Origin of the sequence: Kitasatospora sp. NPDC088160, assembly GCF_044741445.1 — a bacterium.
GTDB lineage: Bacteria > Actinomycetota > Actinomycetes > Streptomycetales > Streptomycetaceae > Kitasatospora.
Genome location: NZ_JBIUSS010000026.1, coordinates 40,077 through 60,431, shown reverse-complemented (window position 1 = coordinate 60,431; position 20,355 = coordinate 40,077). Strand labels below are relative to the sequence as shown.

General features: G+C 74.4%; 15 protein-coding genes. 3 read left to right on the top strand and 12 right to left on the bottom strand.

Annotated elements, in window-relative coordinates:
• Positions 1 to 34: 34 nt before the first annotated feature.
• The 5 genes from ACIOGZ_RS33470 to ACIOGZ_RS33450 are packed head-to-tail and all read right to left on the bottom strand — an operon-like array spanning position 35 to position 7,822.
• A complete protein-coding gene (locus tag ACIOGZ_RS33470; RefSeq protein WP_363630347.1) occupies positions 35 to 2,176 on the bottom strand; it encodes an ATP-dependent DNA helicase in 2,142 nt (713 codons plus the stop codon).
• Positions 2,177 to 2,188: 12 nt separating this feature from the next.
• Complete coding sequence (locus tag ACIOGZ_RS33465; RefSeq protein ID WP_400335081.1) at positions 2,189 to 4,012, bottom strand: IucA/IucC family protein; 1,824 nt, start codon at positions 4,010 to 4,012, stop codon at positions 2,189 to 2,191.
• The gene (locus tag ACIOGZ_RS33460; RefSeq protein WP_400988748.1) at positions 3,990 to 5,429 is read right to left on the bottom strand and encodes a lysine N(6)-hydroxylase/L-ornithine N(5)-oxygenase family protein; all 1,440 of its coding nucleotides are present in this window, start codon (positions 5,427 to 5,429) and stop codon (positions 3,990 to 3,992) included. The genes ACIOGZ_RS33465 and ACIOGZ_RS33460 overlap by 23 nt, the downstream gene beginning before the upstream one ends.
• 9 nt (positions 5,430 to 5,438) lie before the next feature.
• On the bottom strand, positions 5,439 to 6,008 hold the full coding sequence (locus ACIOGZ_RS33455) for a GNAT family N-acetyltransferase (RefSeq protein WP_363584558.1): 570 nt from the start codon (positions 6,006 to 6,008) through the stop codon (positions 5,439 to 5,441).
• Entirely contained in the window at positions 6,005 to 7,822 is a 1,818-nt protein-coding gene (locus ACIOGZ_RS33450) for an IucA/IucC family protein (protein WP_400988746.1), read from the bottom strand. Before ACIOGZ_RS33450 ends, ACIOGZ_RS33455 begins: the two co-directional genes overlap by 4 nt.
• A 334-nt stretch (positions 7,823 to 8,156) precedes the next feature.
• Between ACIOGZ_RS33450 and ACIOGZ_RS33445 the strand changes: the two genes are divergently transcribed.
• Together ACIOGZ_RS33445 and ACIOGZ_RS33440 are read left to right on the top strand one after the other, a co-directional pair.
• A complete protein-coding gene (locus ACIOGZ_RS33445; RefSeq protein ID WP_400988744.1) occupies positions 8,157 to 9,329 on the top strand; it encodes a trypsin-like serine peptidase in 1,173 nt (390 codons plus the stop codon).
• A gap of 67 nt (positions 9,330 to 9,396) precedes the next feature.
• Complete coding sequence (locus ACIOGZ_RS33440; RefSeq protein WP_363584563.1) at positions 9,397 to 10,521, top strand: hypothetical protein; 1,125 nt, start codon at positions 9,397 to 9,399, stop codon at positions 10,519 to 10,521.
• A gap of 149 nt (positions 10,522 to 10,670) precedes the next feature.
• On the opposite strand, the gene hflX is transcribed toward ACIOGZ_RS33440, so the two are convergent.
• The 5 genes from hflX to miaA form a co-directional block, all read right to left on the bottom strand.
• Positions 10,671 to 12,173: a GTPase HflX gene (gene hflX / locus ACIOGZ_RS33435; RefSeq protein ID WP_363584565.1), complete on the bottom strand. Its 1,503-nt coding sequence runs from the start codon at positions 12,171 to 12,173 to the stop codon at positions 10,671 to 10,673.
• A gap of 104 nt (positions 12,174 to 12,277) precedes the next feature.
• Positions 12,278 to 14,617 carry a RelA/SpoT family protein gene (locus ACIOGZ_RS33430; RefSeq protein WP_400988742.1) on the bottom strand — a complete coding sequence of 780 codons (2,340 nt, stop codon included), beginning with the start codon at positions 14,615 to 14,617 and terminating at the stop codon, positions 12,278 to 12,280.
• A 197-nt stretch (positions 14,618 to 14,814) separates the two neighbouring features.
• Entirely contained in the window at positions 14,815 to 15,726 is a 912-nt protein-coding gene (gene dapF, locus ACIOGZ_RS33425) for a diaminopimelate epimerase (protein ID WP_363584569.1), read from the bottom strand.
• Positions 15,727 to 15,823: 97 nt separating this feature from the next.
• Positions 15,824 to 16,324 (bottom strand): hypothetical protein, encoded by a 501-nt coding sequence (locus ACIOGZ_RS33420; RefSeq protein WP_363374361.1) that lies wholly within the window; start codon positions 16,322 to 16,324, stop codon positions 15,824 to 15,826.
• A 226-nt stretch (positions 16,325 to 16,550) separates the two neighbouring features.
• On the bottom strand, positions 16,551 to 17,516 hold the full coding sequence (miaA, locus tag ACIOGZ_RS33415; RefSeq protein WP_363584571.1) for a tRNA (adenosine(37)-N6)-dimethylallyltransferase MiaA: 966 nt from the start codon (positions 17,514 to 17,516) through the stop codon (positions 16,551 to 16,553).
• 188 nt (positions 17,517 to 17,704) lie between these two features.
• On the opposite strand from miaA, the gene ACIOGZ_RS33410 reads away from it, so the two are divergent.
• Positions 17,705 to 17,968 (top strand): antitoxin, encoded by a 264-nt coding sequence (locus ACIOGZ_RS33410; RefSeq protein ID WP_363584573.1) that lies wholly within the window; start codon positions 17,705 to 17,707, stop codon positions 17,966 to 17,968.
• Between the two features lie 15 nt (positions 17,969 to 17,983).
• On the opposite strand, the gene ACIOGZ_RS33405 is transcribed toward ACIOGZ_RS33410, so the two are convergent.
• Both ACIOGZ_RS33405 and miaB read right to left on the bottom strand, forming a co-directional pair.
• Positions 17,984 to 18,682 carry a class III extradiol dioxygenase subunit B-like domain-containing protein gene (locus ACIOGZ_RS33405; RefSeq protein WP_363630356.1) on the bottom strand — a complete coding sequence of 233 codons (699 nt, stop codon included), beginning with the start codon at positions 18,680 to 18,682 and terminating at the stop codon, positions 17,984 to 17,986.
• Positions 18,683 to 18,799: 117 nt separating this feature from the next.
• Positions 18,800 to 20,302, bottom strand: coding sequence for a tRNA (N6-isopentenyl adenosine(37)-C2)-methylthiotransferase MiaB (gene miaB, locus ACIOGZ_RS33400; RefSeq protein ID WP_363584577.1), 1,503 nt, complete (start codon positions 20,300 to 20,302; stop codon positions 18,800 to 18,802).
• Positions 20,303 to 20,355: the final 53 nt, after the last annotated feature.

Below are 20,355 nucleotides of genomic sequence, written 5' to 3'. Positions count from 1 at the left end.
GCGGGCTGGACGGAACCCCGGATCACCGCACCGCTCAGCCCCGCTTCACCACCGGCTTGACCGGCGGCGCCGAGGCGTCGATCGCCGCCAGCGAGCGGCGCACCTGGTTGCGGTCCGTGGTGTACCAGAACTCCGGCATCGAGGAGCGGAAGAAGCTCCCGTACCGCTTGGTCTCCACCCGCGGGTCGAGCACCGCGACCACGCCCCGGTCCTCGGCCGCGCGCACCAGCCGGCCGGCGCCCTGCGCCATCAGCAGCGCCGCGTGCGTCGCCGCGACGGCCATGAAGCCGTTCCCGCCACGCTGTTCGACGTCCTTCTGGCGGGCGCTCATCAGCGGGTCGTCCGGCCGGGGGAACGGGATGCGGTCCATCACGACCAGCTGGCAGGCCGAGCCGGGCACGTCCACGCCCTGCCAGAGCGAGAGCGTGCCGAACAGGCAGGTGGACGCGTCCGAGGCGAACTCCCGGATCAACTCGCCCAGGGTGTCCTCCCCCTGGAGCAGGATCCGGTTGTCCAGCCGCTCCCGCAGCGCCTCGGCGGCCGTCTGGGCGCCGCGCATCGAGGAGAACAGGCCCAGCGTGCGCCCGCCGGCCGCGCCGATCAGCTCCGCCAACTCGTCCAGCATGTCCGGCCGTTCGGGATCGCGGCCGGGATCTGCGAGGTGCCGGGCGACGTACAGGATGCCCTGCTTGGGGTACTTGAACGGCGAGCCGACGTCGATGCCGCGCCAGTGCGGCACCGCGTCCTCGCCGAACCCGGAACCGGCCGAAGGATTGTCCCCGGGGGTGCGCTGGTCCGGCAGCCGGGAGTCCGAGGGCAGGCCGACGGAGGCGGCGACGCCGTTGAAGTCCCCGCCGAGCTTGAGGGTGGCCGAGGTGAGCACCACCGAGCGCTCCTTGTAGAGGCCCTCGCGCAGCAGCCCGGAGACGCTGAGCGGCGCGACCCGCAGCGAGCCGGTGCCCATGCCGAAGCGGTCGCTGCGCTCGATCCAGACCACGTCGTACTCGGAGTCCTCCAGCAGCCGCTCGGCGGTCTCGTGCAGCGACTCGGCGGAGGCCATCGCCTGCTTGCGGACGGCGTCCTCGTCGCTGAGCCCCTTGTCGCGGGTCTCGCCGAGCGAGCTGATCACCTGGCGGGCGGCGTCCCGGATCGAGGTGACCGCGTACGCCAGGTACTCGGGCAGTTCCTCGACCCGGCCGGGCTGGGCGGTCTCCATCAGGCCGTGGTAGTTCTCGGCGGCGGCCTGCAAGGCGTCCACGGCCTTCTCGTTGGCGAGCCGGGCGGCGCGCTTGACCGCCCGGTTGACCGCGCCGACGGTCAGTTCGGCGGTGGCCGCGCCGGTGACCCGGTTGACCAGCTCGTGCGCCTCGTCGACGATCAGCAGCCCGTGCTCGGGCAGCACCGGCGCGCCCTCGATCGCGTCGATCGCGAGCATCGCGTGGTTGGTGACCACGACGTCGGCCAGCTTGGCCCGCTCCCGGGCCTTCTCGGCGAAGCACTCCTGCCCGTATGCGCAGCGGGTGGCGCCCAGGCACTCCTTGGAGGTGACCGCCAGCTGGGCCCAGGCCTTGTCGGAGACGCCGGGGCTGAGGTCGTCCCGGTCCCCGGTGTCGGTCTCGTCGGCCCACTCGCGCAGCCGCAGCACGTCCTGCCCGAGCTTGCTGGCGGGCCCGCCGAGCGCCTCGGCCGCGTCGAACAGGCCCTCGCCCTCGTCGCTCGGGGTGCCCTCGTTGGCCCGGTGCAGGCACAGGTAGTTGGAGCGGCCCTTGAGCATCGCGAACAGCGGGCGGCGGCGCAGCACCGGGTGCAGCGCCTCGACCGTGCGCGGCAAGTCCCGTTCGACGAGCTGGCGTTGCAGCGCCAGGGTGGCGGTGGCGACCACCACGCGGTCCCCGTGGGCGAGCGCGGGCACCAGGTAGGCGAGGGACTTCCCGGTGCCGGTGCCAGCCTGGACGAGCAGGTGCTCGGCGTTGTCGACGGCATCGGCGACGGCCTCGGCCATCCGGACCTGACCGGGGCGCTCGACGCCGCCGACGGCCGCCACCGCGGCGTGCAGCAGGTCGGGGATGCGGGAGCGCGGGACGGCGACGGCTTCCTCGACGTCGGCGGCGGCGCCGCCGTCCTCGCCAGGGAGCTCGGTCTCGCCGGGGAGCTGGGTTTCGGAGTCGTTCGTCATGACCCTCCCAGCCTACGGGGCGGGGGTGACAATCCGGCTCCGTCGCCCGGGAAGATCCGCCTCCAGGGTCACCAGGGCGTTGGGGACGGTCCCGTACCGGGCGGCGTGCGGGCGGTGCGGGCGGTCCTGGTAGCCGTCGAGCAGCAGCCGGTTGCGGTTGAGGCAGAGCCGGTCGATCCGCGGCCGGAACAGGTCGAACAGCTCGAAGCGCTCGCCCAGGCCGGGGAAGCGGTCCTGGTAGCGGCGGATCTCGGCCCGCAGCAGGGCCCAGAACTCGGCCTCGGGCAGCCCGGTCTGCGCCTCCAGCAGCGGGGCGAGGTAGCGCAGGACGCCGATGAACAGCCCGGAGTGGAGGAACTGGCAGAGCCCCTGCGGGCCGTCCCGCAGCAGGACGTCGTCGACCTCGGCGGGCAGGTCGCGCAGTTCGGGCAGGTCCTGGTCGCTGAGGTTGACGTCGTCGACGAAGTCCTTGACCGCGAGCCGGGTCGGCGCGTCGTGCTCGTCGAAGACGACGATGGCGTTCTCGCCGTGCGGGGAGAAGACCAGCCCGTACCGGTAGAGGAAGTGCAGCAGCGGCGGCAGCACCGCGCCGAACAGCCGGCCGGTCCAGGCGGCGGGAGTGAGCCCGGAGCGGGCGATCAGTTCGGCGGCGAGCGCCCGGCCGTCGGAGCCGGTCTGCAGCAGGGCGGCCAGGGTGCGGGCGCGTTCGCCGCCGGCCAGGAAGGGGCCGAGGGGTTCGCGCCAGATCGCGCCGAGGAGTTCCTTGTACTGGTAGGGCGCCTCGGGCAGCTCTCGGTAGAGCGGGTGGTCGACGGTGACGGAGGCGATCTCGCCGAGCAGGATCACCCGGCACTCGTCGCGCAGGTACGGGTCGGCGTCGCGCAGACCGTGGATCCAGGCGGTGACGGCGGGCGCGGCGAGGGTGCGTTCGGTGGGCAGGCCGCGCCAGACCAGGGTGTTGAGGACGGACAGCGGCAGTTTGACGGTGCAGCGCTCGGGGTGGGCGGTGTTGAAGAAGGAGCGGATGGACTGCTGGGGCAGCCGTGGGTCGCCGTCGGAGGGCAGCGGGACGATCTCGCCGGAGGCGATCCAGGGTGCGAACAGCGGGACGATCGTCTCGTCCCACTGCCAGGGGTGGACGGGCAGCAGCAGGTAGTCGTCGGCGGCCGGGCCGAGGGCGGCGCGCAGCGCGTCCGGGTCGTCGAGTTCGCGGGCGTACAGCTGCTCGGGCCGCTCCAGGCCGGGCACGCCGCGGTACTCGGCGAGCCGGCGGTGGACGGCGATCCAGGGCAGCGGGCGCGGGGTGCGGGCCTCCGGGGCCCAGCGGGCGGCGTCGGTGGCGGAGAAGCCGATCCGGCCCTTGTTGGGGACGATCCAGGGGTGGCCGTCCTGGCGGCCCTCCAGGGCGGGGTGGTCGAGGTCGGCGAGTTCGGCGGCGGTGAGCGCGGTGGCGAGCTGGTGCGCGTCGGCGGTCAGGGTGGCGGTGAGTTCGCGGATTAGGTGGCCGGTGGTCTCGCCGCGCAGGCCGAGGGCGTGCCGGGCGTGCGGGAGGAAGCGCAGCGGGTCGAGGCCGTCCGGGTCGGAGCAGCGGACCGACTCCGGGTCGACCCGCCAGCTTCCGTACGCGCCGCGGCGGGCGGTGAAGCGGTACTCGGCCTCGGGCAGCCAGAGCAGGTACTCGCCGTCGGCGGCGGCGCGGACGGGCGTGAGCAGTTCCTCGTAGGCGAACTCGCCGAGCATCTTGGCCAGCAGGGCGCGCCCGGCCCGCCGCCAGTGCCCGGCGGTCAGGTGCGGGGGCAGGTACAACGGCGGTTCAGCGGCCGACGGTTGCGGCACGGGTCAGCTCCTGGGGACGGGGGACGGTGGGGGTGCTCTCGGTGGGGGTGCCCTCGGCGGCAGCGGCGGCAGCGGCGGCAGCGCCCGCGGCGGGGGCGGTCCCGGGCGGCGCGAAGCCGGTCCAGGCGGTGCGGGCGGGCAGCCGGTGGACGGTCCGGCCGGTGACGGCGTTGAGGATCACGGCGGCCCGGTGGGCGCCGAGTCCCAGGTCGGGGGCGCCGACGCCGTGGGTGTGCAGTTCGGCGTTCTGGACGTAGAGGCCGCCGGTGAGTTCGGGCCGGGTGGCGACCCGGTGGTCGAGGTCGACCCGGTAGCGCCCGCCCCGGTCCCAGTCGATCAGCCGGGCGAGCGGTTCGAGCGCGGCCGGCCGGGCGGCCCGGTAGCCGGTGGCGAGCACCACGGCGTCGGTGCGCAGGACGTGTTCGGCGCCGGAGTCGCCGTGCCGGCAGTGCAGTTCGAGGCCGCCGCAGGGGCCGGGGCGGGCTTCGGTGACGGCGGTGCCGGGGGTGATGTCGACCGGGGCGGTGTCGATCGGGCGGCCGATGGTGCGTTCGTAGAGGTGGTCGTGGATCTCGGCGAGGGTTTCGGCGCTGGCGGCCTTGTGGAGTTGCCACTGGGCGGCGACCAGGGTGTCCCGGACGGGTTCGGGCAGGCTGTGGAAGTAGCGGGTGTAGTCGGGGGTGAAGTGCTCCAGGCCGAGCTTGGAGTACTCCATCGGCGCGAGCGCCCTGGTCCGGGTGAGCCAGCGCAGCCGGACGCCGTCGCCGTCGTGGCGGCGGAGCAGGTCGAGGAAGACCTCGGCGCCGGACTGCCCGCTGCCGACCACGGTGATGTCCCGGACGCCGACGAGGTCGCCGCGGCGGTCCAGGTAATCGGCGGAGTGGAAGGCGCGCGGGTGACCGTCGAGGGCGGTGAAGGCCTCGGGCAGGACGGGCCTGGTGCCGACGCCGAGGGCGAGGTTGCGGGCGTGCACCTCGGTCCGCCGCCCGGTCGCGGTGTCGGTCAGCTCGGCCCGGAAGTGCGGGGCTTCCCAGTGCAGGGCGGTGACCTCGGTGCCGAAGCGGCAGTTGGCGAGCCGTTCGGCGGCCCACCGGCAGTAGTGGTCGTACTCGCGGCGGGGCAGTTGGAAGCGCTCGGCGAAGTAGAACGGGAAGAGCCGGTCCTGGTCGCGCAGGTAGTTGAGGAAGGACCACGGGTTGGTCGGGTCGACGAGGGAGACCAGGTCGGCGAGGAACGGCACCTGCATCCGGGCCCCGTCCACCAGCATGCCGGGGTGCCAGCGGAACTCCGGGCGCTGGTCGCAGAAGAGCGTGCGCAGGCCGGGGACGGGCGCGGCGAGCGCGGCGAGCGAGAGGTTGAAGGGGCCGATGCCGACGCCGAGCAGGTCGTACGGCGGCTGGGGTGCTGGGGTGTCCACGGGGGTGTCCTAGGCGACGAAGGGGACGCGGGCACGGACCATCAGGGCGGCGCGCTTGTCGGGCAGGTCGAGTTCGGTGTCCAGCCGGAATCCGGCCCGTTCGAAGGCCCGGACGGAGCGCCGGTTGCGGACGTCCGGTTCGGCGACGACCCGTTCGCAGCGGGGCCGTTGCCGCAGGATCCGCTCGGCGAGGGCGGCCAGCAGGACGGCGCCGAGGCCCCGGCCGCGGCTCTCGGCGGGGCCGAGCAGGAGGTGGACGCCGGTGTCGTGCGGCCGGGCCGGGTAGTGCCGGGCGAGCGGGTCGAGGTCGGCGCGGTAGACCTCCCAGTAGCTCGTCGGGGCGCCGTCGAGCAGGCCGAGGCAGGGCACGCTGCGGCCGTCGCCGTCGAGTTGGGCCCGGAGGTGCCGTTCGGTGGCGTCGGGCGGCCCGGCGAGCTGCCAGAACGCGGCGATCTCGGGGTCGTTCATCCACCCGGCGAGCAGGTCCAGGTCGGCGGGCAGCCGGACCGGGCTGAGCCGGAACTCGCCGGCCGGGGTGGGGATCGCGCCCCATCCCGGCGGGTCGTCGAGCAGGCTCATGCGCCCGCCAGCGGGTTGGGGATGTCCACGTAGACGGACTGGGTGGCGACCGGGCCGACCAGTTCGTCCAGGCCGTTGATCCGGGTGAGCAGGTTGGCCTTGCACGGCAGGGTGGGCGCGTCGAGCAGCAGCCCGGGCAGCGCCGAGCCGGTGGCGGCGGCCCGCGGGCCGGCCAGGAAGCGGCGCAGCCCGGCCAGCAGCACGGTCTCGTCGGCGAGCCCCTGGCTGCCGAAGGCGCCGACCAGGCCGAGGACGTGGTTGATGCCGAGGTAGTAGGCGAAGTGGTGGTCGATCACCTCGTCGGGCAGGAAGGTGTCGCTGTGCTCGCCGAGCCCGGGCAGCCGCGCGGTGAGCCGGTCGGCGGCGCTCTCCCGGTAGTAGTAGCCCTGGTTGTCGCGGTAGCGGCCTCCGCTGGGCCAGCCGTCGGCGTCGAGCAGGACGAGGCTGTTCTGCTGGTGCGCCTCCAGGGCGATGCCGGCCGTGCCGTCCAGCCAGAGGACGGGCAGCACGACGGCGTCCAGGTAGCGCAGGAACCATTCGGCGGCGACGGTCCGCAGCGGGCGGCCGCAGCGGACGGCGAGCGCCCGCAGGGTGTCGCCGAGCCGGGACGGCACGGTGTCGCCGGTGCCGAGCGGCTGTTCGGCGACCAGCCCGGCGACGCACAGCGCGCGGTCGGCGGGGGCGAAGGGCTGGGCGCGCAGCACGGTGTCCAGGCCGCCCGGGTCGCCGAGGGCGGGGTGGTCGACGCCGATCCAGGCCGGGTCGCGGACGATGTCGAAGCCGGGGTGGGCGCGGTGCCATTCGGCGGCCAGGCCGCTCTCCAGCAGCCGGTGCACCTCCAGGCCGCGGTGGAGTTCCTTGCGCAGGTTCTCCCGGCGGGAGTTGGTGATCCGCAGGCCGAGCGAGAGCTTGAGCATCCAGGGGGTGCCGGGGCGGTAGACGGTGCGCACCGAGGAGGTGGGGTGCCAGGGTTCGCCGGCCGGGCCGAGGTCGTGCAGCAGCCCGTCGGCGAGCAGGGCGGCGACGGCCGGGCGGTGGGCGAGTTCGCGGGCCTGCCAGGGGTGCAGCGGCAGGGCGGCGGTGCCGGGCGGCAGGGCGGCGGTGCCGGGCGGCAGGGCGGCATGGTCCCCGAGCAGGTCCGCGGTGATCCGGTCGGCGCTCTCGGTGAGGGCGGAGCCGGCGGCGAGCAGGTCGCGGTGGACCGCGTACCAGTGGAGTTGGAAGGAGCCGTGCAGTTCGGGCGAGTAGGCGGCGCTCTGGGCCGGGCCGAGGCCGTCGCGGCTCTTCGGGGTGGGGTGCAGCGGGTGGCCGAGCAGCAGGGACTGTTCGGCGGCGAGGAAGTGCGAGCGTTCGGGGCCGCCGGCGGGGGCGGCGGTGCGGCGGTGGGCGAGGATGTCGGCGGTGCGGACGACCGAGTCGGCGACCCGGGCGGCGAGGTCGGCGACCTGCCCGGGGTCGGGGCGGTCGGCGGCCGCGGCGGCGAGCAGCGCGGCGGTGGTGACGGCGTCCACGGGGGCGTCGGCGGTGCCCTCCCCGGCGGAGAGGACGGCGGGGCCGAACCGGTGCCAGCCGCCGGGCGACCAGTAGCGGACGGGGGCGGAGAGCCGGGCGGCGCCGCCGAGGACGGCGATCCGCAGCCGACCGTCGGGGCCGGGGCGGGCGCCGGTCTCGCGCGTCCAGCAGCGCAGCAGGGCTTCCAGTGCGGCCTGTTCGGCGGCGACGGCGGGGTCCGGGTGCAGCAGCGGATCGGGCTCGGCCGGCCGGTCCGCGGGCAGCAGCGGGGCGGGCGGGGCTCCGGTGAGGGCGGTGCTCAAGGCTGCTCCTTGGGGCGCGTGGGGGTGCGGACGCACGGGTGGTGGAGAGGATCGGCGGGCGCTCGCACCGTCGCGTCAGGTAAGGGTTACCTATCCCTGACGGGTGATCACAAGGTTGGCTCACTCGTCCGGGTGAAGATCGGGGATTGTCCGCGTCCGGCGCGCGGGGCCCTGCTGGGCCGACGGACCGTCGGCGGCCACGTCACGGATCGGTGACCTCCGGTCGGGGCCGCAACCCGGGGGGTGGCCGCCGCCGTCCTGGTGACCGGTGGAAGACTCCACAGCGGCGAGTCGCCGCACGACAGCCCGATCGAGCACAGGGGGAAGCGCACACATGCCATCGATCCACCGGTCAGCCATGGCCGTCGCCCTCGTCACGGGGACGCTGCTCGCGGCGAGCGCCTGCGGGCCGGACGGCCCGGCGGGCGACGGGGGCGGCAGCGCCGCGCCGCCGCCCGCGTCCGGCACCGCCGCCCCGGGGGGCGGCGTGATCGGCGGGATCACCCTCCCGTCGGGCATCCCGACCAGTCTGCTGGAGGGCCTGCCGAAGTCCTGGGACGACCTGAAGAAGTGGAAGTTCGAGGACTGGGACTCGTGGGCGTCCAAGCACGTCTTCAACAACCCGGTGGTGAAGGACTTCTGGAACCCGGACAAGATGGGCGACTCCAAGCCCGCCGATCCGGCCCCGCCCACCGCCAAGCCGGCCGCCGACAACGGCGTGACGGACCCGGACCCGCCGGTGGTCAAGGCCGTGCCGGTGCCCCGCCCGTACACCAAGCAGCCGTCCGGGAAGGTGTTCTTCAGTGCCCAGGGCGGCCGGGGCAACTGCTCGGCGACGGTGATCACCGACCCGCAGCACCCGGGCAGGAGCAATCTGGTCTGGACGGCCGGCCACTGCGTGCACGCGGGCAAGGGCGGCGACTTCTTCAAGGACCTGGTCTTCGTTCCCGCCTACAACAACTCGGGCGCCTCCAGCGGCGGCAAGAAGGCCCCGCTGTCCGAACTGGCCCCGCTGGGCACCTGGTGGGCCGACCTGGTCACCACCTCGCCGCAGTGGATGGTCGAGGGCGGCGGCACCGGTGACGCCGCGAACCAGTACGACTTCGCCGTCATGCGGGTGCACAACCAGAACGACTCCGGCAAGTCGCTGGAGGAGACGGTCGGTTCGGCCGTCCCGGTCTGGTTCGACGCCCCGCGCGACAAGGTGTCCGTCGCGGCGGTCGGCTACCCGCTCTACAAGCCGTTCGACGGCCAGGAGCTGTACAGGTGCGACGGCGGCAAGCCGACCCGGCTGTCGTTCGACGCCAAGCGCCCGTCGATGCTCACCATCGGCTGCAACATGACCCAGGGCTCCAGCGGCGGCGGCTGGTTCGCCACCATGCCGGACGGGAAGACTGCCCTGGTCAGCAACACGTCCATCGGCACCGAGGACCACACCTCGCTGAGCGGCCCGTACCTGGAGACGGTCGCCAAGCAGGCGCTGGACTGGATCTCCAAGAAGCCGTAGGCCCTTTCCGGTCGGACCGGACCAAGCCGTACGGGCGGCGGAGGCCGCCCCCGGGGGACGATGCAGCATGCCGAAGCACACCGGCCGCGGACCGCGGCGCCGATCCGGACCGACCGGCGCCGCGGTGCTCGCCGTGCTCGCGCTCGCCGCGACCGCCTGCGGGCCGGACGACTCCGGCGCCGCGGCGGCCGCGCCACCGCCCGCCCTCCCCACCTCGGCGCCCACCAGCCTGGGCGACCTGACGGGCTGGAAGGTGGAGGACTGGGCCCGGTTCGTCTCCGGCAGCGGCTTCGCCAACGAGGTGGCCCCGGGCTTCTGGTCGACCACCCGGATGGCCGCCGCCAAGGGCCGGCCCACCCCGGAGTACCCGCTCACCGCCGCACCGGACGGCGGCCGGCCGGACGCCCCGCCCGCGGCCGTCGCGGCCACGCCGCAGCCGCACCCGTACGGCCCGGCCACCGCCGTGGTCGGCCGGCTCTTCGTCACCACGCCCCAGGGCGACGCGGTCTGCTCCGCGACGGTGGTCTCCGACCCGGCCAACCCGGGCCGCAGCAACCTCGTCTACACCGCCGCGCACTGCCTGCACGACGGCAAGGGTGGCGGCTGGCTGCGGAACATCACCTTCGTGCCCGGTTTCAACCGGGACGGCCAGGCGGCCCGCGGCAAACCGCTCACCGAGCAGCAGGCCGCGCCGTACGGCCGGTGGGTGGCGGTGCGCGCGCTGGTGTCGCCGACCTGGCTCGGGGAGGACGGCGTCGGCGCCCACCACCAGTACGACTACGGGATCATCCGGGTGCGCGGCGAGGGCGGCTCCGGCGCGTCGCTGGAGGAGGCGGTCGGCGGCTCGGTCCCGGTCTGGTTCAACGCCCCGCGCGAGCAGATCGGCTCGGCGACCGCGTACGGCTACCCGACCGATCGGCCGTCCGACGGCCTGGAGCTCTCCCGCTGCGAGTCCCCGGTCCCGCCGGCCAGGCTCTCCCCCGACCGGAGCCGCCCGCCGATGTACGTCACCGGCTGCACCGTGACCGGCGGCTCCAGCGGCGGCGGCTGGTTCATCACCAAGGACGGCAAGCCCAACCTGATCAGCGTCACCGCGATCGGCAGCCGCAACCCGCCCGGGTACCTGGCCGGCCCCTCGCTCCAGGACCAGGCGAAGCAGGCCTTCGACTACTTCGCCAAGAACGTGAAGTAGCCCGCACGCCCGCACGCTCGGACGCCCGGACGCCCGGACGAGCCCCCGCACGGCCCCGCACGCTCGCGCACGCGAAGGGCCCCCGCACGCTCGCGCGATGCCCAACGGCATCACGGTCGCGTCCGGGGGCCCTTCGTCGGCCCGTCGCCTCAGACCTGCAGCGCCACCGCGTAGCGCTCCAGTTCGGCGGCCAGCTCGGCCGGCACCTTGGCGTGCAGCAGCGTGCCCTCGCCGGTGTGCTCGGTGCCGAGCAGCTCGCCCTCGGCGTGCACCCGGGAGACCAGCCCGCCCTGGGTGTAGGGCACCAGGGCCCGCACCTCGATCGCCGGGCGCGGCAGCTCGTCGTCGATGAGCTTCAGCAGCTCCTCGATGCCCTCGCCGCTGCGGGCCGACACCACGATGGCGTGCGGCTCGCGGAGCAGCAGGCGCTGCAGCACGTGCGGGTCGGCGGCGTCCGCCTTGTTGATCACCACGATCTCCGGCACGTTCTGCGCGTCGACCGAGACGATGACCTCGCGGACGGCGGCCAGCTGCGTCTCCGGCTCGGGGTGCGAGCCGTCGACCACGTGCAGGATGAGGTCCGCGTCGGCGACCTCCTCCATGGTCGAGCGGAAGGCCTCGACCAGGTGGTGCGGCAGGTGCCGGACGAAGCCGACGGTGTCGGCCAGGGTGTAGAGCCGCCCGCTCGGGGTCTGGGCCCGGCGGACGGTCGGGTCCAGGGTGGCGAACAGGGAGTTCTCCACCAGGACGCCCGCCCCGGTGAGCCGGTTGAGCAGGGACGACTTGCCAGCGTTGGTGTACCCGGCGATGGCCACCGACGGCACCTGGTGGCGCTTGCGCTCCTGGCGCTTGGTGTCGCGGCCCTTCTTCATCTCGGCGATCTCGCGGCGGAGCTTCGCCATCTTCTCGCGGATCCGGCGCCGGTCGGTCTCGATCTTGGTCTCACCGGGACCACGGGTCGCCATGCCGCCGCCGGACGAGGCGGAGCCGCCACCACCCATCTGCCGGGACAGCGACTGACCCCAGCCGCGCAGGCGCGGCAGCATGTACTGCATCTGCGCGAGCGAGACCTGCGCCTTGCCCTCCCGGGACTTGGCGTGCTGGGCGAAGATGTCCAGGATCAGGGCCGTCCGGTCGACGACCTTGACCTTGACCACGTCCTCCAGGTGGATCAGCTGGCCGGGGGTGAGCTCACCGTCGCAGACCACGGTGTCGGCGCCGGTGGCCGCCACGATGTCGCGCAGTTCCTTCGCCTTGCCGGAGCCGATGTAGGTGGCCGCGTCGGGCTTGTCGCGGCGCTGGATCACGCCGTCCAGCACCTGGGAGCCGGCCGTCTCGGCGAGGGCGGCGAGCTCGGCCATCGAGTTCTCCGCCTCCTCCAGGGTGCCGTCCGTCCAGACGCCGACGAGCACCACGCGCTCCAGGCGGAGCTGGCGGTACTCGACCTCGGTGACGTCTTCGAGTTCGGTGGAGAGGCCGGCGACGCGGCGCAGGGCGGCACGCTCGCTGCGGTCGTACTGGTCGCCGTCGTAGTGGTGGCCGCGGTCCTCGTCGATGGCCGCGAGGTCCTCGTCCATGAGGGCTTCCGCCCGCAGACCGTTCAGGCGGCGCGGGGCGTCGGCGTGGTCGCGGGTGTCGGACGTGGAGGTCATTCTGTCCTTTGGTCGCTGGTGCGGATGGCCTGTGGGGACCGCCCTGTGCGGTCCCACCCGGAGTCTGCCCAGCTGCCGCCCCGGTTACCGCCGGGCGAGGTGAGCTACCCCTCAGGTCCTCGGGTGCCATCGGGGCTCCTGTGCCCTGAGAACGCCGTGGACCGGCCGTGAATTCCCCATGATGGTCCCACGCCCGGCGCGAACCGGTCATCCCCATTTTCCCCGGAGTGGCGGGCCCCGCCGGTGTCCGGGGCCTGCGGCCGGCTGACGTCGTACACCCCGGAGACCTTGAGCATCGCCCGCATCAGCGCGGGCAGCGCGGCCGGCTCGGGCAGTTCGACGGTGTAGGTGTGCCGGACCCGCAGCTCCTGCGGCGGTTCGACCTCGGCCGAGACGATGCCGACGTCCTCGGCGGAGATGGCCGCGGTGAGGTCGGCGAGCAGCCGGGGCCGGTTGAGCGCCTCGGCCCGCAGGGTGGCCCGGTGGCCGGCCGCCGGGTTGCCCTCCGGCCGCCAGCGGACCTCCAGCTCGGCGCGCCCGGCCGCGCGCATCCGCTCCCCGGCCGGGCAGCCGGTGCGGTGCACGGCGACGGCTCCGCCGCGGATCGGGTAGCCGGCCACCTCGTCCGGCGGCACGGGCGTGCAGCAGCGGGCCAGCCGGACCGGCGCCCCGGGCCGGCCGGCCACCGCGACCGGGGCCGGTCGGCGCTCGGTGGTGCGGTGCGCGGGCGGGACGGGCTGGCCGCTGGAGGGGCCGGTGCACACCGCCGGGAGCCGGGCCGGGTGGTCGGCGAGCCAGCGTTCGATGGCCAGCCGGGCGGCCGGGGTCCGGGCGTGCGCGAGCCACTCGGGCGCGGGCCCGGAGGGTTCGGCGGGGCGCGGCCCGTCCTCGGTGAGCACGGTTCCGGTGGGCACGGCCTCGGTGAGCACGGCGAGCAGGTCGCCGTCCTGCAAGACGGTGGAGAGCGCGGTGAGCCGGCCGTTGACCCGGGCTCCGATACACCGGTGGCCGGTCTCCTCGCCGAGCAGGTAGGCGGCGTCCACGCAGGTGGCGCCGGCCCTCAGCTGAAGCGTTTCGCCGCTCTCCGTCACGACGGTGATCTCGCGGTCGCCGGCCAGGTCGGCGGTGAGCGCGGACCAGAAGGCGTCCGGGTCGGGCGTCTCCTGCTGCCACTCCAGCAGCCGGCTGAGCCAGCCGGGCCGGGCCGGGTCGGTGCGGTCGAGTTCGTCGGCGTCCTGGACGGAGCCGGCCGGCTCCGGGTCGCCGAGCGCGACCACCCCGGTCTCGGCGACCTCGTGCATCCGCCGGGTGCGCACCAGCACCTCGACGACCGTGCCGCCGCTGAGCGCCACGGCGGTGTGCAGCGACTGGTAGAGGTTGAACTTGGGGGCGGCGACGAAGTCCTTGAACTCGCCGGGCAGCGGCGTCCAGCAGGTGTGCAGCTCGCCGAGCACGGCGTAGCAGTCGGCGTTCTCCTCGACGACCACCAGCAGCCGCCCGAAGTCGGCGGGCTGCGGCCCCTGCGGCCGCCCGTCCGGGCCGGGCGCGGCGGCCCGCTTGAGCAGCACCCGGTGCAGCGACACGCAGTGCCGGGGCCGGACGGTGACCTCGGCGGCCACCCCGGTCTCGGACAGCTGGCGGGCCAGCAGCCGGGCGAAGGGGGCCAGCAGGGTGTCCGGCTCGCCCTCGTGACCGGCCATCAGGGCCCGGGTGCGGGCGTGCTCCTCGGGGTGCAGGGTGGCGAAGACGATGTCCTCCAGCTCCGCCTTGAGCACCTGGATGCCGAGCCGTTCGGCCAGCGGGATCAGCACGTCCCGGGTGACCTTGGCGATCCGCACCTGGCTGGCCGGTTTCATGTGCCGGATGGTGCGCATGTTGTGCAGCCGGTCGGCGAGCTTGATCACCATCACCCGGACGTCGTCGCCGGTGGCGACCAGCATCTTGCGGAAGGTCTCGGCCTCGGCGGCGGCGCCGAAGTCGACCTTCTCCAGTTTCGTCACCCCGTCGACCAGGTAGGCGACTTCGGGCCCGAAGCCGGCACTCACCTGATCGAGCGTCAATTCGGTGTCCTCGACGGTGTCGTGGAGCAGCGAGGCGACCAATGTGGTTGTCCCTGCGCCGAGTTGGGCCAGGATCATGGTGACGGCGAGCGGGTGGGTGATGTACGGCCCGCCGCTCTTGCGCTTCTGGCCCCGGTGGCTGGCCTCGGCGAGCCGGTAGGCCCGGGCGAGCAGGCCGAGGTCGGCCTGCGGATGGTGCTCGCGGTGGACTCGGACGAGCGGTTCGAGGGCGTCCGGGACGGGCGGCCGGCCGGTGGCCAGCAGGGCGGCCCGCCCGGCCCGGCCGAGCGCGGCCCGGCCGAGCTCCCCCAAGGGCCGCCTGGCCCCGGCTTGCCGTGCGGACGTCGGCTGCCCCGTCAGGGACTGCCCGGCTTCGATGGTCATCGGCGCACCTCCGGCAGCGATCACCGGCCGCCACCCCGCCGAGGGGCGCCTTCCCGGTGGTCCATGCTACCGAGCAGAGCACGTTCCGCGATGCCTTGCTTCCCGTCCGCGACACGCGTCACTCGAACGGGCGGATTCACCGCCGCGCGAAATGGGCAAACCGGGCCGTCAGCTGTCCGAGCCGCGCCCCAGGCGTGTCAGACCCGCCCCAGTTCGGCCCACCAGCGGGCGTCGATCTCGCCGGCGGCCACGATGACCGCCGGGCCGGTCTTCTCGATCCGGCCGTCCGGGTGCTCGGTGATGACCAGTCGGCCGCCCGGCACGTCCACGGTGTAGGTGGCCGGCTCGCCGGTGACCGCCGGGTCGACGCCGTCCCGGCGGATGGCGGCCACCGCGACGGCGCAGGTGCCGGTCCCGCAGGAGCGGGTCTCGCCGGAGCCGCGCTCGTACACCCGCATGGCGACGTGCCGCGGCCCGCGGTCCACCACGAACTCGACGTTCACGCCTTCCGGGTAGGCCCCTTCGGGGCTGGTCAGCGGCGCGGACAGCAGGTCCCCGGCGTGGTCGAGGCTGTCCACGAAGGCCACCGCGTGCGGATTGCCCATGTTGACGTTCAGCGCGGGCCAGCGCCGCGCGCCGACCGCGACCTCGACGCCGTCCGGCCCGGGCAGTCGGGCCCGACCCATGTCGACGGTGACCTCGCCGGGCGTCCCGTCCCCGGCGTCCTCGGCGACCCGCACCGTCCGCACCCCGGCGCGGGTGGCGACCGCGAACTCGCCGGGCTCGGCCAGGCCGGCCTCGACCAGGTAGCGGGCGAAGACCCGCACGCCGTTGCCGCACATCTCGGCGATGCTGCCGTCGGAGTTGCGGTAGTCCATGAACCACTCGGCCCGGTCGGCCTGGTCCGCGGCGGCCGGCTCGGCGGCGGAGCGCACCACGCGCAGCAGCCCGTCCCCGCCGATGCCGGCCCGCCGGTCGCACAGCGCGGCGACGGCCGCGGGGCCGATCTCCAGCGCGCCGTCCGGGTCCGGGACGATGACGAAGTCGTTCTGGGTGCCGTGCCCCTTGAAGAAGGGGACGCCGACCGGCTGCGGGGAGGATGCGCTCACCCTCCCGATGGTACTGAACGGGCGCACCGGCCACCCGGGCGGTCCGACCGGTGGATCGGCGCGGGGCAGCAGGGGGGCGACACCGGCAGCCCACGGATCAGCGCAGGTAGGCGACCCGCCAGACGGCCAGCGCACAGGCCACCAGCGCGATCAGGGTGTAGAGCGCGATCGCCTTCCAGCCGGCCCGCTGCCCGGAGCCGCGGCGCGGCAGGCCCGGCCACTTGTACCCGGCGTGCCGGGCGGCCATCGCCCCCCAGCCGACCGAGGCGGCGGTGAGCAGCAGCCCGAGCATGCCGACCATGGTGGCGCGCGCGCCGGCCGAGCCGAAGGCGAGCGGGAAGGCGAACATCAGCGAGCCGAGGATGCCCAGCAGGGCGATCGGCAGGGTCTGCCACCAGCGGAGCCGGCGCAGCGGTCGGATCTCCCGCTCGTGCACCGCGCCCGCCGGGGTGCGGGTGTCCAGGGCCGGCAGTGCGACCGCGTAGGAGGTGGGCGCCTCCAGGCCGGTCAGCACGGGGAGGTCACCCATCGTCGACTCGTCGGCCGGTGCGGTGACACTCCCGCTCTGGCCGGGTTCGGGGCCGGTACCCGTCGACACGCGGCCTCCCCTGACAGTTCGACACGAGCGGACTCGCGGTCGGGCACGGTCGGCCCGCGCGGCCGACCCCTACGCCTTCGATGATGGCATGTCCAGACGGGCGTTCCGGGCCTGACCGGCGTCGACGGGTGATCCGTGGCCATCACGTGATCGGGCCGTGACCGCCGGTTCGTCCTGCACGGCCACCTGCGCGCGCAGGTGCACCGCCGGATTGGCCGGAACCCGCCTACCCGGCCGGACGCTCCTGACGGTCGATCAGCTCCAGGGAGCGTTCCAGCAGCTCGACGGGGTCGGTGCCGGCCGGCCGGGACAGCCAGTTGATCCGGCCGTCGCGGCGGAACCAGGACTCCTGACGGCGGGCGAAGCGCTTGGTGGCCCGGACGGTCTCCGCCCGTGCCTCGTCCTCGGTGCACTCGCCGGCGAAGTGGTCCAGCACCTGCTGGTAGCCGAGCGCCCGGGAGGCCGTCCGCCCCTCCCGCAGCCCGACCCGCTCCAGCGCGCGCACCTCGTCCAGCAGTCCGGCCCGCCACATCAGGTCGACCCGCAGCGTGATCCGCTCGTCCAGTTCGGGGCGCGGCACCGCGACCCCGATCTGCACCGCGTCGTAGACGGCGGTGTTGCCGGGCAGGTTCGCGGTGAACGGCTGCCCGGTGATCTCGATGACCTCCAGCGCGCGGACGATCCGCCGCCCGTTGCCGGTCAGGATCGCCTCCGCGGCCGCCGGGTCCAGCTCGGCCAGCCGCCGGTGCAGCGCGAGCGGGCCGGCCTCCTCCAGCTCGGCCTCCAGCCGGGCCCGGACCGCCGGGTCGGTGCCGGGGAACTCCATCTCGTCGATCGCCGCCCGGACGTACAGCCCGGAGCCGCCGACCAGGACGGGCGTGCGCCCGGCCGCGAGCAGCCGGTCGATCTCGGCCCGGGCCAGCCGCTGGTACTCGGCGACGCTGGCGGCCTCGGTGACGTCCCAGACGTCCAGCAGGTGGTGCGGCACGCCGCCGCGCTCGGCGGGGGTGAGCTTGGCGGTGCCGATGTCCATGCCCCGGTACAGCTGCATCGAGTCGGTGTTGATCACCTCGCCGCCGAGGCTGCGGGCGATGGCGACGGCCAGGTCGGACTTGCCGGCGGCGGTCGCGCCGACGATGCAGACCACTCGGGGCTGGGCGGCGCGGGACTGGTCGGTACGGGAGCTGCTCACCGCTCCAGTCTCGCAAAACCGCCGCCGCACCGGTGACCGGGCTGCCCGTCGGCCCCGACTGCGCGACGATGTGACTGTGTCCAGCCGTCTCCGGCCATCTCCGCCGTTTCCGCAGTTGAGCCGGTTTGCGAACGGTTCGGCGGTGACGGACGTTGGGCAGGAGACAGGGACGAAAGGGTGAGATCGCCATGGGTCTGATGGACAACCTCAAGGGCAAGGCCGAAGAGCTCAAGGGCAAGGCCAGTGAGCTCGCCGGCAAGCACAGCGAGCAGATCGAGCACGCGGTGGACAAGGCCGGCGGCGCGATCGACAAGGCGACCAAGGGCAAGTACAGCGAGAAGATCGAGCACGGCGCCAGCAAGGCCAAGGGCGCGGTGGACGACTTCGCCCACAAGCCGAAGCCGGGCGAGGAGGGGCCGGCCGGCGGCAACGGCCAGGCGCCGCGGGCCTGACGCCCCGCGCTCCGATCAGCTCCAGGACGCCACGACGTAGCCGACCCCGTACGGGGCGTCCTGGTAGCCGAGCCGCGCGGTGAGGCCGGCGCCCTCCGCGGCGCCGGCCAGCACCTGCCAGGGCGCCCGGCCCTCGGCCTTGAGCTCGGCGGCCAGCCCGGCGTCCAAAGCGGCGAGCGCGGGCAGGTCGGCTGAGCCCAGCGCGGCGGCCAGGGCGGCGTCGAAGCCCTCGGCGCGCTCGTCCAGGTAGCCGGGCGCCTTCACCGAGCGGCAGGCGCTGCCGTCGCCCACCACCAGCAGGCCGACCCGGTCGGCCAGCTGGGCCAGGCCCTGGCCGAGCCCGAGCATCCGGTCGGCGGGCGCGTCGGCGGGCACCGCGCAGGCGTGCGTCGGCAGCGTCACCCCGGCGCGCTCCAGCAGCCAGGCGCCGACCGTCAGCGAGGGCGCCAGCTCCGGCCCCTCGACCCGGCCGCCGGGCAGCTTGGCGACCAGCGACACCCCGTAGCGGTGGAAGGAGCCGGCCCCGCCCTCGGTCCACACCTCGGCCTCCGGGCCGGCGCCGACCACCACGACCAGCTGCGGTCCGGCCGCGACCAGCGCCGCGAGGGCCTCGTCGCAGGCGGCCCGCAGCGGGTCCAGTTCGGCGGCCGCCCCGGCGGCGACCTCGGGGACGAGCAGCGGCGGACAGGGGCACACGGCGGCGGCTACCAGCATGCGGATCACTCTAGCCAAACGGCGACGGCGGCCCGGCCGGACTCGAAGTCCCGCCGGGCCGCCGGTGGAGGAGCGGGCCGCCGTTCGAGGAGCGGGCCCCGTTCGAGGAGCGGGCCGTCAGTCGCCGCAGCAGGCCCCGCCCGCCGGAGCGGCCAGGGGCAGCGCGGCCGGGGCACCGATGCCCGGCAGGCCGAGCATCACCCCGGCCGGCTTGGCCGCGGGCTTGGCCTGGCGCTTCTCCCAGGCGTCGCCGGCCCGGGTGCGGCGCACCGCGAGCGACGGGCCCTCGGCGAGCAGGTGGTGCGGGGCGGCGTAGGTGATCTCGACGGTCACCAGGTCGCCCGGGCGCACCGGCTCCGTCGGCCTGGTGAAGTGCACCAGCCGGTTGTCGGGGGCGCGGCCGGAGAGCCGGTCGGTCTTGTCGTCCTTCTTGCCCTCGCCCTCGGCGACCAGGATCTCCAGGGTGCGGCCGACCTGCTTCTTGTTCTCCTCCCAGGAGATCTCCTCCTGGAGGGCGATCAGCCGGTCGTAGCGGGCCTGCACGACGGCCTTCGGCACCTGGTCCGCCATCTCGGCGGCCGGGGTGCCGGGGCGCTTGGAGTACTGGAAGGTGAAGGCGTTGGTGAAGCGGGCCTCGCGGACGGTGTGCATCGTCTGCTCGAAGTCCTCCTCGGTCTCGCCGGGGAAGCCCACGATGATGTCGGTGGAGATGGCCGCGTCCGGCATCGCCTCGCGGACCTTCCGGATGATCCCGAGGAAGCGCTCCTGGCGGTAGGAGCGGCGCATCGCCTTGAGGACGGTGTCGGAGCCGGACTGCAGCGGCATGTGCAGCTGGTGCATCACGTTCGGCGTCTCGGCCATCGCGGCGATCACGTCGTCGGTGAAGTCGCGCGGGTGCGGCGAGGTGAAGCGGATCCGCTCCAGGCCCTCGATCTGGCCGGCGGCGCGCAGCAGCTTGGAGAAGGCCTCGCGGTCGCCCAGGTCGGAGCCGTAGGCGTTGACGTTCTGGCCGAGCAGGGTCACCTCGATGACGCCCTCGTCCACCAGCGCCTCGATCTCGGCGAGGACGTCGCCGGGGCGGCGGTCCTCCTCCTTGCCGCGCAGCGCGGGGACGATGCAGAAGGTGCAGGTGTTGTTGCAGCCGACGGAGATGGCGACCCACGCGGCGTACGCGGACTCGCGGCGGGTCGGCAGGGTGGAGGGGAAGGTCTCCAGCGACTCCAGGATCTCGACCTGGGCCTTGCGCTCGACCGCGGCCCGCTCCAGCAGCGCCGGCAGGTGGCCGATGTTGTGGGTGCCGAACACCACGTCGACCCAGGGGGCCTTGCGGACGATGGTGTCGCGGTCCTTCTGGGCGAGGCAGCCGCCGACGGCGATCTGCATGCCCTTGTGGCGGCTCTTGACCGGCGCCAGCTGCCCGAGGTTGCCGTACAGCTTGTTGTCGGCGTTCTCCCGCACCGCGCAGGTGTTGAACACGACCAGGTCCGGGTCGCCGTCCTGCCCGGCCTTGACGTAACCCGCGTCCTCCAGCAGGCCGGACAGCCGCTCGGAGTCGTGGACGTTCATCTGGCAGCCGTACGTGACGACCTTGTAGCTCTTCAATCCGCTCTCACCGCTCACCAGACCAGGGTACGGGCAGCCGCGAAGCGCTTTTCCCCCACCGTTTCCCCTCC

Coding starts and splice junctions, on each gene's coding strand:
- ACIOGZ_RS33470 (WP_363630347.1), bottom strand. CDS start 2,176: ATGACGAACGACTCCGAAACCCAGCTCCCCGGCGAGACCGAGCTCCCT.
- ACIOGZ_RS33455 (WP_363584558.1), bottom strand. CDS start 6,008: ATGAGCCTGCTCGACGACCCGCCGGGATGGGGCGCGATCCCCACCCCG.
- ACIOGZ_RS33445 (WP_400988744.1), top strand. CDS start 8,157: ATGCCATCGATCCACCGGTCAGCCATGGCCGTCGCCCTCGTCACGGGG.
- ACIOGZ_RS33440 (WP_363584563.1), top strand. CDS start 9,397: ATGCCGAAGCACACCGGCCGCGGACCGCGGCGCCGATCCGGACCGACC.
- hflX (WP_363584565.1), bottom strand. CDS start 12,173: ATGACCTCCACGTCCGACACCCGCGACCACGCCGACGCCCCGCGCCGC.
- ACIOGZ_RS33430 (WP_400988742.1), bottom strand. CDS start 14,617: ATGACCATCGAAGCCGGGCAGTCCCTGACGGGGCAGCCGACGTCCGCA.
- ACIOGZ_RS33410 (WP_363584573.1), top strand. CDS start 17,705: ATGGGTCTGATGGACAACCTCAAGGGCAAGGCCGAAGAGCTCAAGGGC.
- ACIOGZ_RS33405 (WP_363630356.1), bottom strand. CDS start 18,682: ATGCTGGTAGCCGCCGCCGTGTGCCCCTGTCCGCCGCTGCTCGTCCCC.